The 14,721-nt window shown below is 73.0% G+C and carries 18 protein-coding genes; 8 read left to right on the top strand and 10 right to left on the bottom strand.

Annotated elements, in window-relative coordinates; all coding sequences use genetic code 11:
- Window positions 1-80 precede the first annotated feature (80 nt).
- The gene (locus tag AMR74_RS04355) at window positions 81-1,718 is read right to left on the bottom strand and encodes a potassium channel family protein (protein ID WP_053770818.1); all 1,638 of its coding nucleotides are present in this window, start codon (window positions 1,716-1,718) and stop codon (window positions 81-83) included.
- Between the two features lie 158 nt (window positions 1,719-1,876).
- Between AMR74_RS04355 and AMR74_RS04350 the strand changes: the two genes are divergently transcribed.
- The 4 genes from AMR74_RS04350 (at window position 1,877) to AMR74_RS04335 (ending at window position 3,923) form a co-directional block, all read left to right on the top strand.
- Window positions 1,877-2,269: an ArsR/SmtB family transcription factor gene (locus tag AMR74_RS04350; RefSeq protein WP_053770817.1), complete on the top strand. Its 393-nt coding sequence runs from the start codon at window positions 1,877-1,879 to the stop codon at window positions 2,267-2,269.
- The gene (locus tag AMR74_RS04345) at window positions 2,266-2,544 is read left to right on the top strand and encodes a DUF7521 family protein (protein ID WP_053770816.1); all 279 of its coding nucleotides are present in this window, start codon (window positions 2,266-2,268) and stop codon (window positions 2,542-2,544) included. Before AMR74_RS04350 ends, AMR74_RS04345 begins: the two co-directional genes overlap by 4 nt.
- A 64-nt stretch (window positions 2,545-2,608) precedes the next feature.
- Window positions 2,609-3,310, top strand: a complete 702-nt coding sequence (locus AMR74_RS04340) for a helix-turn-helix domain-containing protein (RefSeq protein ID WP_053770815.1) — start codon at window positions 2,609-2,611, stop codon at window positions 3,308-3,310.
- A gap of 67 nt (window positions 3,311-3,377) precedes the next feature.
- On the top strand, window positions 3,378-3,923 hold the full coding sequence (locus tag AMR74_RS04335) for a DUF1684 domain-containing protein (protein WP_053770814.1): 546 nt from the start codon (window positions 3,378-3,380) through the stop codon (window positions 3,921-3,923).
- 107 nt (window positions 3,924-4,030) lie between these two features.
- Here the strand turns inward: AMR74_RS04335 and dpsA are convergent, their stop codons facing one another.
- Together dpsA and AMR74_RS04325 are read right to left on the bottom strand one after the other, a co-directional pair.
- Window positions 4,031-4,579: a DNA starvation/stationary phase protection protein DpsA gene (dpsA, locus tag AMR74_RS04330; protein ID WP_053770813.1), complete on the bottom strand. Its 549-nt coding sequence runs from the start codon at window positions 4,577-4,579 to the stop codon at window positions 4,031-4,033.
- Between the two features lie 78 nt (window positions 4,580-4,657).
- Window positions 4,658-5,494, bottom strand: coding sequence for a carbon-nitrogen hydrolase family protein (locus AMR74_RS04325; RefSeq protein ID WP_053770812.1), 837 nt, complete (start codon window positions 5,492-5,494; stop codon window positions 4,658-4,660).
- Window positions 5,495-5,614: 120 nt separating this feature from the next.
- Here AMR74_RS04325 and AMR74_RS04320 point away from each other — a divergent pair, with 120 nt between their 5' ends.
- The 4 genes from AMR74_RS04320 to AMR74_RS04305 all read left to right on the top strand — a co-directional run bounded on the left by AMR74_RS04320 (window position 5,615) and on the right by AMR74_RS04305 (window position 8,359).
- Window positions 5,615-6,259, top strand: a complete 645-nt coding sequence (locus AMR74_RS04320; RefSeq protein WP_053770811.1) for a DUF7384 family protein — start codon at window positions 5,615-5,617, stop codon at window positions 6,257-6,259.
- Window positions 6,260-6,284: 25 nt separating this feature from the next.
- The gene (locus AMR74_RS04315; protein ID WP_053770810.1) at window positions 6,285-7,208 is read left to right on the top strand and encodes an A/G-specific adenine glycosylase; all 924 of its coding nucleotides are present in this window, start codon (window positions 6,285-6,287) and stop codon (window positions 7,206-7,208) included.
- A gap of 73 nt (window positions 7,209-7,281) precedes the next feature.
- Entirely contained in the window at window positions 7,282-7,680 is a 399-nt protein-coding gene (locus tag AMR74_RS04310) for a DUF5778 family protein (protein ID WP_053770809.1), read from the top strand.
- Window positions 7,681-7,708: 28 nt separating this feature from the next.
- Window positions 7,709-8,359 carry an alpha/beta hydrolase gene (locus AMR74_RS04305; protein ID WP_053770808.1) on the top strand — a complete coding sequence of 217 codons (651 nt, stop codon included), beginning with the start codon at window positions 7,709-7,711 and terminating at the stop codon, window positions 8,357-8,359.
- 26 nt (window positions 8,360-8,385) lie between these two features.
- On the opposite strand, the gene AMR74_RS04300 is transcribed toward AMR74_RS04305, so the two are convergent.
- From AMR74_RS04300 to AMR74_RS04270, 7 genes are all read right to left on the bottom strand, one after another.
- Window positions 8,386-8,928 (bottom strand): hypothetical protein, encoded by a 543-nt coding sequence (locus AMR74_RS04300; protein ID WP_053770996.1) that lies wholly within the window; start codon window positions 8,926-8,928, stop codon window positions 8,386-8,388.
- A gap of 5 nt (window positions 8,929-8,933) precedes the next feature.
- The gene (locus AMR74_RS04295) at window positions 8,934-9,263 is read right to left on the bottom strand and encodes a transcription factor S (RefSeq protein ID WP_053770807.1); all 330 of its coding nucleotides are present in this window, start codon (window positions 9,261-9,263) and stop codon (window positions 8,934-8,936) included.
- 481 nt (window positions 9,264-9,744) lie between these two features.
- A complete protein-coding gene (locus tag AMR74_RS04290; protein ID WP_053770806.1) occupies window positions 9,745-10,836 on the bottom strand; it encodes a putative sulfate/molybdate transporter in 1,092 nt (363 codons plus the stop codon).
- Between the two features lie 88 nt (window positions 10,837-10,924).
- Window positions 10,925-11,617: a hypothetical protein gene (locus AMR74_RS04285; protein ID WP_053770805.1), complete on the bottom strand. Its 693-nt coding sequence runs from the start codon at window positions 11,615-11,617 to the stop codon at window positions 10,925-10,927.
- Entirely contained in the window at window positions 11,614-12,594 is a 981-nt protein-coding gene (locus AMR74_RS04280; RefSeq protein WP_053770804.1) for a hypothetical protein, read from the bottom strand. The genes AMR74_RS04285 and AMR74_RS04280 overlap by 4 nt, the downstream gene beginning before the upstream one ends.
- A gap of 103 nt (window positions 12,595-12,697) precedes the next feature.
- Complete coding sequence (locus tag AMR74_RS04275) at window positions 12,698-13,534, bottom strand: RAD55 family ATPase (protein WP_053770803.1); 837 nt, start codon at window positions 13,532-13,534, stop codon at window positions 12,698-12,700.
- Window positions 13,535-13,537: 3 nt separating this feature from the next.
- Window positions 13,538-14,626 (bottom strand): beta-ribofuranosylaminobenzene 5'-phosphate synthase family protein, encoded by a 1,089-nt coding sequence (locus AMR74_RS04270; RefSeq protein WP_053770802.1) that lies wholly within the window; start codon window positions 14,624-14,626, stop codon window positions 13,538-13,540.
- Between the last annotated feature and the right edge of the window lie 95 nt (window positions 14,627-14,721).

Below are 14,721 nucleotides of genomic sequence, written 5' to 3'. Positions count from 1 at the left end.
CGAACAGCCAGCGAATACTTGAAGCGTTCGACTCGTCCCGGCGGAAGCGGCGGCGCGGGCGGGGCAGCGGCGCGAACCGGTCAGGCGAACGCGCGCTCGAACGACCGGACCCCCTCGTCGGTGCCGGCGAGGACGAGCTCGTCGCCGCGCTCGATCCGCGTCTCGGGGCCCACGTCGGTGATGAGGTCGCCGCCGCGCTCGATGGCGATGACGGTACAGCCGGTGGTCTCGCGGACGGCCGCCTGCCCGACGGTTCGACCGGAAAGGACCGGCGCCTCGCTCCTGACGACCTCGACGTGCGTGTCGAGCGAGAGCACGTCACGGTCGGCGAGCACCGCCGACGCGGACATGCGGCCCGTCACCGTCGAGAGGGAGAGCACGTAGTCGGCGCCCGCGCGGTGCATCTTCGGCACGCTCTCCGGGTCCTCGACCCGGGCGAGCAGCTCGACGTTCGGCGCCAGGTCGCGGATCACGAGCGTCGCGAACTCTGCCGTCGTGTCGTCCGGGAGCGCGAGGACGACGGTCCGCGCGTCGTCGACCCCCGCCTCCCGCAGCGTCTCCGGATCGGTCGCGTCGCCGACGACGTCGATCGCCTCGCCGTCCTCGCGGTCGACGACGGTCACCGGGAGGTCGGCGTCTTCGAGGGCGGTCGCGACCGTCTGTCCGACCTGTCCGTGTCCGACGACGACCGTCTCGCCGGCGCCGAACCGGCGGGCGGCCGAGTTCGTCAGGTCGACGAGCCGCTCGACCTGTCCCTCGGTGCCCGAGACGAGGAGGACCGTCCCGGCCGACAGCGTCGCGTCCGGCGGCGGCGCCGCCTCGAACGACCCGTTGAACCACGCGCCGATCACGTCGACGCCGGTGCGCTCCCCGATCCGACTGCCCGCGAGCGTCGACCCGGCGAGGCCGCTGCCGTGGTGGACCGACACCTCGGCGATCCGGAGCGAGTCGCCCACCGCGACCGCCTCGTCGAGGTCGGTCCGCACCGCCGTCGTCACCTTCGACGCGAGGCTCTCGCCGAGCAGCGACCGCGGGGACAGCACCTCGTCCGCGCCGGCGAGGCGGTGGTAGCGTTCGCGTGACGGGTCCTCGACGACGCTTATCGCGCGGACGTCCGTCGAGAGCTCCCGCGCGGCGAGCACGATGCTCGCGTCCACGCGGTCGGAGACGTCCGTGACCAAGGCGCGGGCGGCCCCGAGGCGGGCGCTCTCGAGCCCCGCGGTCGTCTCCGGGTCGGCGCGGACCACGGTGTGGCCCGCCTCGTACAGCGCCAGCGCCCGGTCAGGGTCGGGCTCGACGACGGCGTACGGGACCGCCTCCGACTCGAACTCGTTCAACAGCGCGTCGGAGCGCGTGGTGTCGGAACACACGACGACGTGCCCCTCGACGTCGCCCTCCAGCGACCGGGGGACCGTCGTCGAGAACGCGGATTCCAGGAGCGGGGTCGCGACCACCGGGAGCGCGCCGATGAGAAGGAGCATCCCGACCAGATCCATCACGGCGACGAAGGCGTGCATCTGCTGGCTCTGCCAGTCCGAGGCGTCGCCGCCGAAGCCGGTCGTCGTGAACATCTCGATCGCGAACTGGAACGACTCGATCAGGGTCCGAGGGTCGCCCTCGTAGACCCGCATCCCCCATCGGTAGGCGACGGCGGTAACCGTGAGCACGACGCCGAGGAAGACCGTGTACAACACGACCCGCCGCTTCCACGTGTCCATCGGCCCGCGGTACGCCGCGGCCGTACAAAAACGGGCGGCCTCGCGCGGGGCGACTTCCGCGACCGGTTCCGGGCGACCGCCGGCCGCGCCCTCAGGCGATCGGTCGGCGCTCGGACCGAAGTTCGATGGTTTAAGTTCCGGGGGCCGAACCGTCAGGCATGGTGCGGGACCCGTCGCGAGAGCCGGAGCCGCCGTCGGTCGACGAGGTGCTCGACGCGCTGGCCGACGACGCGGCCCGTCGGATCGTCGCGGCGCTCACCGAGCCGAAGACCGCGAGCGAGCTCTCCGAGGAGTGCGACATCCCCCTGTCGACGACCTACCGGAAGCTGGAGAAGCTCACGGACGCCTCCCTGCTCTCGGAGTCGACTGACATCCGGCGGGACGGGCAGCACACGACGCGGTACTCGGTGTCGTTCGACGCCGTCACCGTCTCGGTCGACGGCGACGGCGACGCGGACCGCCGCGAGTTCGACGTGGAGTTCTCTCGGCCCGAGCGGACCCGAGACGAGCGACTGGCCGACCTGTGGTCGGAGCTACGAGAGGAAACATGAACCCCTACATCGACCTGACTATCATCGTCGCAAAGACCGCCATCCTGGTGCTCGGTGGCAGCATCACCTACTACGCGCTCCGCGCGTACGACCGGACCGGCGACCGGTCGCTGCGGGAGCTGGGCGTCGGCTTCGGCATCGTCACGGTCGGGGCGCTGCTGGGCGGCGTCTCCCACCAGATCATCGGCGCGAGCCTGACCGTCGGCATCGCCATCGACGGCCTCCTCACGGCGGTCGGGTTCGCGGTCATCGTCTACTCGCTGTACCTGGAGTGATCCGGGGGCGTTCGACGCGCGACGAACGGTACCCTTTTGCGGCGCTCGGCCGTCCGTTCACGCCATGAGCGACGCACGCGAGGAGCTCTCCCGCCGGATCGCCGGCGAGATAACGCTGAGCGACGATCCGGGGGCGACCCTCCGGAAGTGGCGGACCGACTTCGACGTCTCGCAGACGGAGCTGGCCGACCAGCTCGGCGTCTCCTCGTCGGTCATCTCCGACTACGAGAGCGGCCGCCGCGAGAGCCCGGGGATCGGCGTCGTCCGCCGCACCGTCGAGGGGCTACTCGACATCGACGAGCGCCGGGGCGGCGGTCGCCTCCGCCAGCACGCCAGGGTGCTCTCGGCCGGGTTCGAGAGCGACATCGTCCACGACCTCCGCGAGTACTCGACGGCGGTCCCCTTGGAGGACTTCTACGAGGCGATGGGCGCGACGGAGATCGTCCGCGGCGACCACGACCACGTGAACGGCCACACCGTCATCGACTCGATCCAGGCGATCACGCGCCTCTCCAGCGAGGAGTTCTACCGGCTGTACGGCCAGTCGACGAACCGCGCGCTCGTGTTCACGCGGGTGACGCGCGGCGAGTCGCCGCTCGTGGCGCTCCGGGTCGTGAGCCCGACGCCGAACGCGGTCGTGCTCCACGGCATCGAGGACGGCGACCTGTGGGACCACGCCGCCGACCTCGCCCGCGTCGACGGGGTCTCGCTGGCCACGTCGAACCGCGACCTCGACGACTGCCTCGCGGACCTCCAGGCGCTGTGAGGGCGTCGCGGGGCGGGAGGGCGGCCGAACCGCGGGCCTGAAACCGCCGGCGCCCGTCGGACCGGCCATGAGCGAGGACTACGCCGAGCGGCTCCGCGCGAACCGACGGGAGAAAGACGAGTTCTTCGACGACCACCCGCAGTCGCCCATCCCGCCCGAGCGGCGCGGCGAGTTCGACGGGCTCGACTACTTCCCGCCGGACCCGGACTACCGCGTCGAGGCGACCGTCACGGTCCACGACGATCCCGAGCCGGTCGAGATGGAGACAACCGCGAGCAACCCGGTCCGGTACCTCCGGGTCGTCACGTTCGCGTTCGACGTCGACGGCGAGGAGCACACGCTCGCGGGGTACCGACAGGCGGGCGACGACGGCGCCATCTTCGTCCCCTTCCGCGACAAGACGACCGGCCAGCAGACGTACTACCAGGGGCGGTACATGGAGCTGGAGCCCGAGGGCGACCTCGACGACGGCGACGCCGTCACGATCGACTTCAACCTCGCGTACAGCCCCTTCTGCGCGTACAGCGACACGTTCTCCTGTCCGCTCCCGCCCGAGGAGAACTGGCTGGAGATCGTGATACCGGCCGGCGAGCGGGCGCCGGATCTGGACTGACCGGAAGCGCGGTCGGCGAGAGTGCGGCCGGCGGCGCCGCTCGGCGGTGTGGAAAAAGCGAAGAATCGGGACCTGGAACGGCCCGAAAGCGGTCCGCCGCGGCCGGCTTATTCGAGCGTCTCGCTCGTGACGAGGGTGTCGTCTTCGAGGTAGTGCTCGATGTGGTGGCCGTGTTCCTCGACGTCTTCGAGGATGTCGCGGAGCTGCTCTTCGGTGTTGTAGTCGCCGAGGTTGTTGGCGAGCTGGATGTGCTCGCGGAGCTGCTCGGTGATGTCGCCGAACATCTCGAGGTCGTGTGCGAGCGACGTCCGGATGTCGTAGGCGTCGGCGTCCTCGGGGGTCACCGGCGCGTGCTCCTCGTAGTTCGCGCCGCCCGAGAGCGGCACGCCGCCGAGCGCCTGCGCGCGCTCGGCGAGCACGTCGGCGCCCTCCTCGAGGTCGGCCGCGACCTCGCCGAGGTACTCGTGGATGTCGAGGAACTCGGCGCCCTCGACGAGCCAGTGGTGCTTTTTGATCTGGTGGTAGAGCACGTACGTCGCCGCGAGGTCGCTGTTGAGCGCGTCGACGAGCTGTTCGGCCTTCTCCTCGGGGACGCGGAGCGCTTCGCTCTCGTGAACGTCGCCGTATCGCTGACGGGCCTGCTTCTGGGTACTCATTTCATCCCAATGTACACGCGCGATCCACTTAATAGTTCCTACTAAGAAAAGTACTTTTTCGAGATTAGAAAATTATATTTAGTATTTGCCGATAGCGCCGACGAGGTCTCGCTGCGCGGCGAGCGTGTCGCGGTCGAGCGTCGCGGTCAGCGTCGTCGGCGCTCGGTCGAGCTCGGTCGCGACCGCGCCGTCCGGGCGCGCGACGAGGGAGTTGCCGGCGTACGCCGCCTCGTCGGGCGCGCGCCCGCCCCCGGAACTCCCGGTTCGGCCCGCCCCGACGACCCACCTGACGCCGTCGAGCGCGCGGGCGCGGCAGAGGAGCCGCCAGTTGGCGACGTGGTCGGCGGGCCACGCGCCGACGACGACGAGCGCGTCGACCGCGCGCTCCGCGAACCACGCGCTCTCCGCGACGAAGTTGAGGTCGTAGCAGGTCAGCAGGCCGGTCGGTCCGGCGGCCGTCTCGACGACGACGCGCTCCTCGCCGGGCTCGACCCGCGCGGCCTCGTCGTCCCACAGGTGTCGCTTGCGGTAGACGGCGAACCGGCCCGGGCCGTCGCGGGTCTCGCCCGTCGGCCCGCCGCCCGCGCCGCGGTCCGGCGGGGGAACGTACGCGGTCGCGTTGTAGACGCTCCCCCCGTCGCGCTCGGCGTAGCCCGCGATCACCGCCGCCTCCGCCGCCCGCGCGACGGACTCGAGCCGTTCGCGCGCGGCGCCGCGGGAGAGCGCGGCCCCGCGGAGTCGCTCGTCGGCCGCGAACCCCGTGAGCGCGTACTCGGGGAAGACGGCGAGGTCGACCCCGCTCAGCAGGTCGGCCGCTCGGCGCCGGAGCCGGTCGGCGTTCGCGTCGACGCGGAGGTCCTCGACCGGGACCTGCGGGACGGCGACTGTCGGGTCGATAGCGGATCGGTCGCTCACGGGGCCGGGTTCGGTCCGGGCGACCAATAAGTCCGGGCTCGCGGACCGAGACCGCGCGTTCGCTCCCGGCACCCGACCGCGGCCGCAAGGACGATACGCCCGCGGCGCCGACCGTGGTACATGACCTTCGGCGACCTGTTCGAGCGCGCGGCCGCGCTCGACGGCGACCGCGACGAAGCGGACGTGCGGAGCGCCCTCGACGACGCGCGAGGGGCGCGGGAGGCCGGGGACTCCTCCGGCGACGACGCGGTCCCCGAGCCTCCCGAGCCCAGCCCGGCGCGCGTCGTCGCCGACGCCGACGCGCTCGCGGCCGACCTCCTCCTCGGCGGGGCCGCGCGCGAGGCGCTCGACGCGCTGCGGTCGCACGCGTGGACGACGCTCGTCGCCAGCGACCCGCTCCTCGACGACGCCGAGGCGGTGATCGCGTCGCTGTCGGACCCCGACCTGGCGGCGGACTGGCGCGCGGCGGCCGAGGAGTGGCGCGAGCCGGCGACGCAGCCCCCGGGCGACCACCCCGCGCTGGCGTCCGCGTACCGGGGCGGCGCGATGCAGGTCGTGACACTCGACCCGTCGCTGACCGGGCCCGGGGCCGCCGCCGGGCTCCGCGACCGCCTCCCCGTGAGCGTCCGGGAGCCGCGGGCGTTCGCGACGGTGTTCGACCCCGCGAGGCTGTACCCCGACGCCGTCGGGGGAGAGTACCCGGGTCCCGACCGGGACCCGCGGACGATGGGGCCCGTCGTCGCCGACGGGGACCAGCACCGATAAACCGCCGCCGGCCGGAGGGATCCGCATGACCGACGCGGAGGGCGTCCCCGAGCTCCCGGCCGACCTCGACGCGGTCCGCGGGGCGCTCGTCGACTGGTACGAGGCGGACCACCGGGACTTCCCGTGGCGCCGCACGGAGGACCCCTACGAGGTCCTCGTCAGCGAGGTGATGAGCCAGCAGACCCAGCTCGACCGGGTCGTGCCGGCGTGGGAGGACTTCCTCGACGAGTGGCCGACGACCGCCGCCCTCGCCGCGGCCGACCGCGCCGACGTGGTCGCCTTCTGGTCGGACCACTCGCTGGGGTACAACAACCGCGCGAAGTACCTCCACGAGGCGGCCGGGCAGGTCGAGGACGACTACGACGGGTCGTTCCCGGAGGACCCGGAGGGGCTGCGCGAGCTGATGGGCGTCGGCCCGTACACGGCCAACGCGGTGGCCTCGTTCGCGTTCGACAACGGCGACGCCGTCGTCGACACCAACGTCAAGCGGGTGCTGTACCGCGCGTTCGACGCCCCTGACGACGACGACGCCTTCGGGCGGATCGCCTCGGCGCTCATGCCCGCGGGCGAGTCCCGAGTGTGGAACAACGCGGTCATGGAGCTCGGCGGCGTCGCCTGCGGAAAGAGGCCGCGCTGCGACGAGGCGGGCTGCCCGTGGCGCGAGTGGTGTCACGCCTACCAGACGGGCGACTTCACCGCGCCGGACGTGCCGGAGCAGCCGAGCTTCGAGGGGAGCAGGAGGCAGTTCCGCGGCCGGATCGTCCGCCTGCTCGGCGAGCACGACGAGATGGACCTAGACGCGCTCGGCCACCGGATCCGCGTCGACTACGCGCCCGAGGGCGACCACGGTCGAGAGTGGCTCCGCGGGCTCGTCGACGACCTCGCGGACGACGGCCTGGTCGAGTCCGACGCGAGCGGGGACGGGGTCGTCGTGTCGCTCCGACGCTGAGCCGCGTCGGCGTCCGGCGCCCTCCGCCCGGTGAACCGTCACCCGTTTATTACGGGAGCCGGAAGGATCGCGCATGAGCGAAACCGTCGACGCCGACCTATACACCCGTACGAAGGCGCTCTTAGAGCCCGGCGACATCGAGCTGGTGGGCTGTATCGTCCACACGGACCTCGACGGCCAGGAGGACTTAGAGATGCACGAGCTGACGGTCGCCGCCAACGACGTCATCGCCGACCACGCGGGGAAAGGCGAGACGTACATCGAGGCGGGCAACGACGACACGAGCTTCTCGTCGAACCAGTTCCAGGGGCTGACGCTCGACGGCGAGGAGTTCGTCTGGGAGTGCCAGCAGCTCCTCCGCGGCGGCGCCTTCGACATCGTGTTCTACTACGAGGCGGGCGTCGACCAGGAGGCGCTCGCAGCCGACCTCGCCGACATGGAGCACGTCGACCGCGTGACGCAGGTCCCGTGACCGGAAGCGACCGCGGAGTCCGGACCCGGTGAGCGACACCGTCCTGATCCCCGGCAGCCGCGACGTGCGCGCCACGCTCGACGCCGCCGCGGACGACGGCGCCCGGGACGGGCCCGACGACGCGACGCGCGCCGACGCGGTCGTCGTCGCCTGTCCGCCGCACCCGCAGCAGCGCGGCCACCGCGGCGACGAGCGGCTGCGCGCCGTGAGCGACGCCCTGACCGACCGCGGGGTCGACTGCCTCCGGTTCGACTACGGCGACTGGGACGAGGGGTACGGCGAGACCACCGACGCGGACGCGGCGGTCGGCTGGGCGCGCGAGCGCTACGACCGCGTCGGCCTCTTCGGCTTCTCGTTCGGCGGCACGGTCGCGCTCGTCGCGGCCGCCTCGCGACCCGGCCTCGCGGGCGTCTGCGCGCTCGCGCCGACGGCCCGTCTGAACCCCGACGTCGACGCGGTCGCGGCGCTCGATGACCTCGCCGAGCGCGGCGTGCCGACGCGCGTGCTGTACGCGACCCGGGACTCGACGGCCGACTGGGCGCCCGTGGTCGAGCGCGCGGGAGAACTGGGGATCGAGACGGTCGCGTTCGAGTCGGACCACTTCTTCGTCGGGCGGAGCGGAACGGTGGGCGAGGCGGCCGCGGCGTTCCTCGGGGAGCGGCTTCGCGACGAGCCGTGAGCGGGCGGCAGGGGCGGGTCAGTCGGCTAACGTAGGTCGTCGATCAACTCGGCCGCGATCCGCTCGCCGCGGGCGGGGTCGTACCCCTCCATCCGCAGGTGCGCCAGCGGCGCGACGTAGGGGTTCCGCTCCCAGTGGGCCCACACCTCCGTCGAGCCGTCGGGCGCGGGGAACAGCCGGACGTGGACCTGCCAGTCGCCGGTGATCCCCTCCGGGCGGTGGACGAAGCTTCCCACCTCGTGGACCGTCTCCCCGTCGCGCTCGTAGGCGTGGAAGTACGCCCGGATCAGCTCCGAGAAGCCCCGGTTGGGGAGCATCGCGCGGGTCTCCGCGGGGCTCGTCGGGACCGTCCCGGCGTACTCGTCCGCGGGCGGCGGCAGCACCCGAACGTGGTCCGGAGCCCCCTCGTCCGGCAGCAGCGCAAGCAACCTGCCGACGACGAGCCGCACGCGCCAGAATCCGACCGCGCGGCCGAGGAGGAACGCCGCGGGGGCGACGACCGCGAGCGCCGCGAACGCGCGGACGGCGGACGCGCGGAAGGGCCGTCGCCGCGACGGGGCCGCGTCCATCGCGGTCAGCTGTACCCGCGCCAGCGGTGGCCGCACTCCTTACATTTGAAGAAGCGCGTCGGCGGCTCGTCGGCGGCGCCGGTCTGTTTGATCGTGTACCACGCCTCGCCGTGGCCGCACTCGTCGCAGACGACGTCGTTCGCGGTCGGCTTCCCCTCGAAGTTCGCGCCCTCCTCCGTCTCGATCACCTCGTCGCCGGTCTGTTCGGTCGTCGACTCGAACTCGGCGGCGAGCGCCTCGTCGCGCTCGGTCGTGGCGCCGCAGTCGTCGTTCTGACACACCATCTCCCCGTCGCGAGAGACCATCATCGAACCGCAGTCGTCACAGAACTGCATATACGCGAGAGACAGGGGATCGAGCGGTATAGGTCCGGTGGGTGCGGCCGAGACGAGGACGAGTGGACCGAAGAGATCTTGTCAGTGACCCTCGGCACCGAATTCGGAGTCGACGTATCAGGAACTGCCATCGTCGTCGCCTCTCCGAGAGCCCCGGCCGCTTACTTATCGATGGTCGAGTGCGAATCGGCGACGGACACCGCCAAAGCCCCAGCCGCGAGGGCGACGTACGCTCGCTGCGCGCTTCACTCGGTCGCTCACTGCGTTCGCTTCCTCGTTCCAGTGCTTGCGTCGCCTACGTCGCCCCGCTGCTGCCCCTTTGAGTCCGCCCCGCACCGCACGGCAACCGCACCACACGCCTCCCCAACCTCGTCGCTGGCGGCGCCAGCCGCCAGCGACTCCCTCGCGCGTGCGACTCGCGCCCTGCGGGCGCTCGTCGGCACGCGCCACCGGGCACGGAAATCACCACATTCACGGCGCGTTATCCGCCGATCCGCCCCCACGCGAGGTGGACGACGATGCCGACGAGGAACGCGACGCCGAGGTTCGTCGCCACCGCGAGGAGGCCGATTCCGACCGAAAGCGCGCAGTTGTCGGAGTCGGTGACGTTGCGCGCCAGCGAGACGGCGACGACGGCCAGCAGCGCGCCGAGCATCGCCAGCGGGAACGCGGCGATCAGCGCGGGCGTGGCGAAGAGGGCGGCGACGAGGTAGCCGGCGCCGAGGACGACGTTCGCGCCGCCGGTGCGCGCGCCGAAGGCGTACTTGCCGGCCACCCCGTCGCAGCCGTGACACATCGGGACCCCGCCGAGCGGCACGGCGATCAGGTTCGTCACGCCCATGCTCGTCGACAGCTCGTCGGGCGCCACCTCCGCGTCGAGCAGGTCCGAGAAGAGGAGGGAGGTCGCCAGCGCGGCGTTGCCGATGGTCATCGCCAGCTGCGCGACCGCGCCGTCGAACGCCGCCCGCGTGAGCGCCGCCCCGAACGCCGGTGTCGGCGGCGCACCGGGGAGCCGGGGCGAGGGGACGCCGGCGACGACGAGCGCGGTCGCGACGCCGACGCCGGCGACGGCCAGCGCGCTCGCCTTCCCGTGGCCCGCGAGCGCGACCGCGCCGGCGACAGCGACCCCGGCGAGCGCGACGGGCGGGTCCGCGACCGCGAGGCCGAGCCCCGTCTCCAGGAGGACGAGGCCCACCGCGAACTGGACGCCGCGGACGACCGGCTCGCCGATCCACCGCTCGACGTACCCGAGCGTCCCGGTGCGTCCGATCGCGAGGAGGACGACGCCGAGTACCACCCCCGCGAGCGCGAGTTCGGCGTACGTGAGCGCGCCGGCGATGGCGAGCGCGGCGAGCGCCTTCATCGGCTCCACGGACACCGGCAGCCCGTACCGGACCCCCCAGACGATCTGGAACGTGCCGAACGCGGCGAGCGCGTGGGGCAGCGAGGCGTCCGTCAGCAGCGCCAGCGCGACGACGAGCGGGATCACCGTAATCGAATCCCCTATCGCGCCGGTGACCGCTCCCGGACCGAGCTCGACCGACCGCCGCCCCTCTAAACCGGACTCTACCACGGTACGGACGACGTACCGGGCGGTCAGGCTTGAACGTGTTCAGAAATCGGCGGCGGGTACTCGGCGGCCGAAGCGAAACTGCTTCCGGTCACTCGCCGTCGAAGGCGGGGCCGTCCGCGTCGACCATCGGACAGTCGCGGACGCGAAACTGCGAGAAGTCGACCGACTCCACTATCTCCGTTCCCTCGTGGGTACACGCCGTCTCCGGGGGCGCCGCGAAGTGCGGGCAGCGCTGGCAGTAGCTTCGCTTGTCGACCACGCGCTCGTCGCCGGTCGCCGCCGCGCCCGGCGTCCCGGGAGTCGGGCCGTCCGCGTCGCCGAGATCGGTCGCGTCGGCGCCGACGGCGGTGCCCTCGTCGAGCGCCGCCCACACGTCCTCCTCGCCGACGTCCCCGCTCCCCATCGACTCGAAGGGGTCCCCGTCGGTCGGCCCGTCGGCCGCGTCCGCGTCCAGTTCCGCGAAGGGGTCGTCCGCGGGCGCGCCCGGTTCCGGGTCCGCGCCGGACCGCGTCTCGCCGCGCTCGCCGGTACGGCCCTCGCCTCGGTCGGGTCCGGCGTCGTTCCCGACCCCCTCGCCGAGGGCCGCGAACGGGTCGTCGACCCCGCCCGCGTCGGGCCCGTCGAGGTCGTCGCCGGCCTCGTCGCTCGGTCCCTCGGCGAACGTCTCGCCGTCGAAGGGGCCGCTCTCCGAGCCGTCGTCGCCGAACGGGTCGGCTTCCGAGCCGTCATCGTCGAAGGGGTCGTATTCGGCCGCGTCGTCGTCGGAGCGGTCGTCGCTCATCGGCGGTCACCCTCCGCCCCGCCGTCGCTCGCGGCGGTGCTCGTCCGGTTCATCGTCCGGCTCGTCTCGTCGCCGCTGGCGCCGTCCGCGACGTCGCCGTCGATGGCGGGCCGGTCCCCGACGAGGAGCTTCGACGTGCCGAGGAAGCCGGTGTTCGGCTCCAGGTCCTCGAACCGGCGCCCGCAGTGGGGGCACTCCGGCGCCGACAGCAGTCCCAGCTCGACGCCCCCGCCGCAGTGGTCGCAGTCGGCCGCCCGCACCCCGTGCCGGTTCGCCGTCCGCGTCAGCGCGTCGAGGCGCTCGCGGTCGGCGCGGTCGCGCTCCGCCGCGTCGAGCCGGCGCTTGACCCTGACGACCCCGCTCGCGACCCGCGAGAGCTTGTCGTCGATATCGGACAGGTCGTCCGCGGATATCGCGTCGAGGTCCGCCTCGACGCCGTCGAGGCGGTCGTCCACGTCGTCGACCTGCCCGTCTATCTCGTCGACCCGTCCGTCCACCTCGTCGAGGCGGTCGCCGAACTCGTCCACCCGGACGCGGACGGCGTCCAGCTCGTCCATCCGGTCGTCGAGCGCGTCCAGTCGGTCGCGGAGCTCGTCGACGCGGTCCGCGGTCGGCGCGTCGGCGACGGCCGCGTCGAGGCGGTCGAGCCGGGCGGCGACCTCCGCAAGCTCGTCGGCGAGGTCGTCGATCCGCGACGCGGCCGCGTCCCCCGCGCCGTCCCCGCCGGCGTCGAGCGACTCGACCTCGCGGTAGAGGTCGACGAACCGCTGGCGGAGGTCGGTGACCTTCTCGTCGAGCTCGGCGTCGAGGTCGTCGAGGCGGGCCTCGACCGCCGCCACCTCCTCGGCGTCAGGGACGTCGATCCCCTCGGACTCCGCGAGCGAGACGAGCGCGCGCCTGAGGACCTCTTCGCGGCTCACGCCGGCGTCCTCGGCCGCGGCGTCGAGGGCGGCCGTCGCCGGGTCGTGGTCGCTCATCGCGGATCCTCCGTCATCTACCTGCCGTTGAGCGGCGAGGCTTAAGTAACCTGTCGCGCCGTTCTCCGGATCGATACTGGGCGCTCGCCACGTCCCCGAGCCGTTACCGGATCTTCCGCACGTCGCTGATGTCGAACCCGCCCTCGTGGATCTCGGTCTCGAAGCGGACGATGTTCTCTGCCTCCAGCCGGGAGAGCACGCCGCGGAACTCGCGGACGAACATCGTCCGGGCGCGCTGGGAGCCGCCGCTCTCCCACGTGAACTGGAGGGTCCCGCCCGCGGCGTCCATCAGGGTGCCGAACTCGCGGTCGCGGAGCGCCTCGGAGTTCACCAACACGAGGACTAAGGCGTCCCACTCGTAGGCCGCCTTCTTCAGCCCCTTCATCACCATGGCGACGTCGCTCCAGTCGGTGTCGTCGGAGACCATCGAGACGAGGTCGGTGACGGAGTCGATACAGACGAGGCTCCGCTCGCCGTGCTCCGAGAGGTAGTCGCCGAAGGCGGTGAGCACGTCCTCGTACTCCCCGCGCTCGCCGAGCTCGGTGATCGAGGTCGTCGCCGTCTCGTACCAGTCGCGCGGCACCGGCGACAGCTGGAAGTACTCCGCCGAGAGGTCCCGGAAGGAGATCCCGTCGACCGCCGCGTCGACGATCTCGTCGGCCATCGTGTACCCCATCTCCCGGGTGATCGCCTCGGTGTCGGCGGTAAAGGAGAGGTAGTGGACCGACTCGGGCAGGGTCGCGTCGTCGTCGACGTCGCCGTAGTAGAGGTCGAACAGCTCCTCGTCGGCGTGCGCCAGCGAGTTCATCGCCGCGCTGGTGTACGCGAACTCCCGCGCGCCGGCGCCCGCCTCGCCGGCGAGCAGCACGACGCTGCCGGACGGCGCCCCGCCGCCGAGGATGGAGTCGAGGCGCGCGACCCCGAACGGAACACTGGACATGCCTTACGCCCCGTCGCCGCGGGGCTTAGTGTTACCCCTCTCCGGGTCGGCAGACGGCGGGTCCGCCCCGCCCGCCGCGTCGATCCGCGCCCCGTCGTTCGACGCCCGGACGACCGACACCTCGCCGTCGACGCCGGCCCGATCGAGCGCGCGCTCGCCGGCCGCCAGCGCCGCGTCCGCGCGGGCCGCGTCGGTGACACCGTAGACGGTCGGCCCCCACGAGGACTGGCCGGCGCCGAACACCGACGCGGCGCCCGACAGCGAGTCGACGACCGCGCCGACGGGCGGCCGGTACACGCCGCCCTGCTCGTCGGCGTACCACGCGCCGTTGAGCCGCCCGATCTCCGCGACCGCGGCCCCGAACGCCTCCGCGTCGCCCGTCGCGACCGCGGGGAGGACGCGCCGGGTGACGGTCCCGCCGATCCGGTCGGCGAGGGCCGGGTCCGCGCGCTCGACCGCGGCGCGCATCGCGTCGTCCTCGGCCGGTCCGCTCCGGCCGGCGTCCGCGCCGGGCTCGACGAGCAGGAACCGCCAGTCGTCGGGGACTTGGTGGCGGGCGGCCACCGGCGGCACGGTCCACTCGCCGTCGGCGGGGCGGTCGGTGGTGAACCGCGCCGTCGGGTGCCCGGCGTCGAGGACGAACCCCCCGTCCTCGAACGTCGCGACGCCCACGCCGGAGCGCCCGCCGCGGCCGAGGGCCGGGGCGCGCTCGCGGACCCGGGGCGGCTCGCCGTGGGCGGTCGCGACCGCGGCGAGCGTCGCCGCCGCCAGCCGCGTCCCGCTGCCGAGGCCGGCGTGCCGCGGGAGCGACTCGCGGACCGCGACCCGGGCGCCGTCGACGCCGAGCAGGTCGGCGGCCGCGGTCGCGTACCCGCGGACGTCGTCGCGCACCGCCGCGGCGGATCCGGTCGACTCGGCGGGGGTCCCCGCGGCCTCGTCGACCGTCACGCGGACCGCCGAGGCCGGCTCCGCGTCGACGACCGCGCGGGGCGCCGCGAGCCCGACGCCGAGGGCGCCGTACAGCCGCTCGTGGGAGAGGCTGAGGTTACAGAAGCCGAAGTGGAGTCGGGCCCCGACGCTCGCGCGTGCCATCTCGGCCACCCTTCGGGGCGGACGGATAAATGGCCCGTGACCGTGGCCGGAGTTGCCTCGGTACGCGAGGACGGGCGCGAGCGAGCCGGAGCGCG

The sequence above is a fragment of the Halorubrum tropicale genome, assembly GCF_001280455.1.
Taxonomy (GTDB): domain Archaea; phylum Halobacteriota; class Halobacteria; order Halobacteriales; family Haloferacaceae; genus Halorubrum; species Halorubrum tropicale.
Note: the sequence above shows the minus strand (reverse complement) of the source record. Positions and strands in the feature narration are given on the sequence as shown.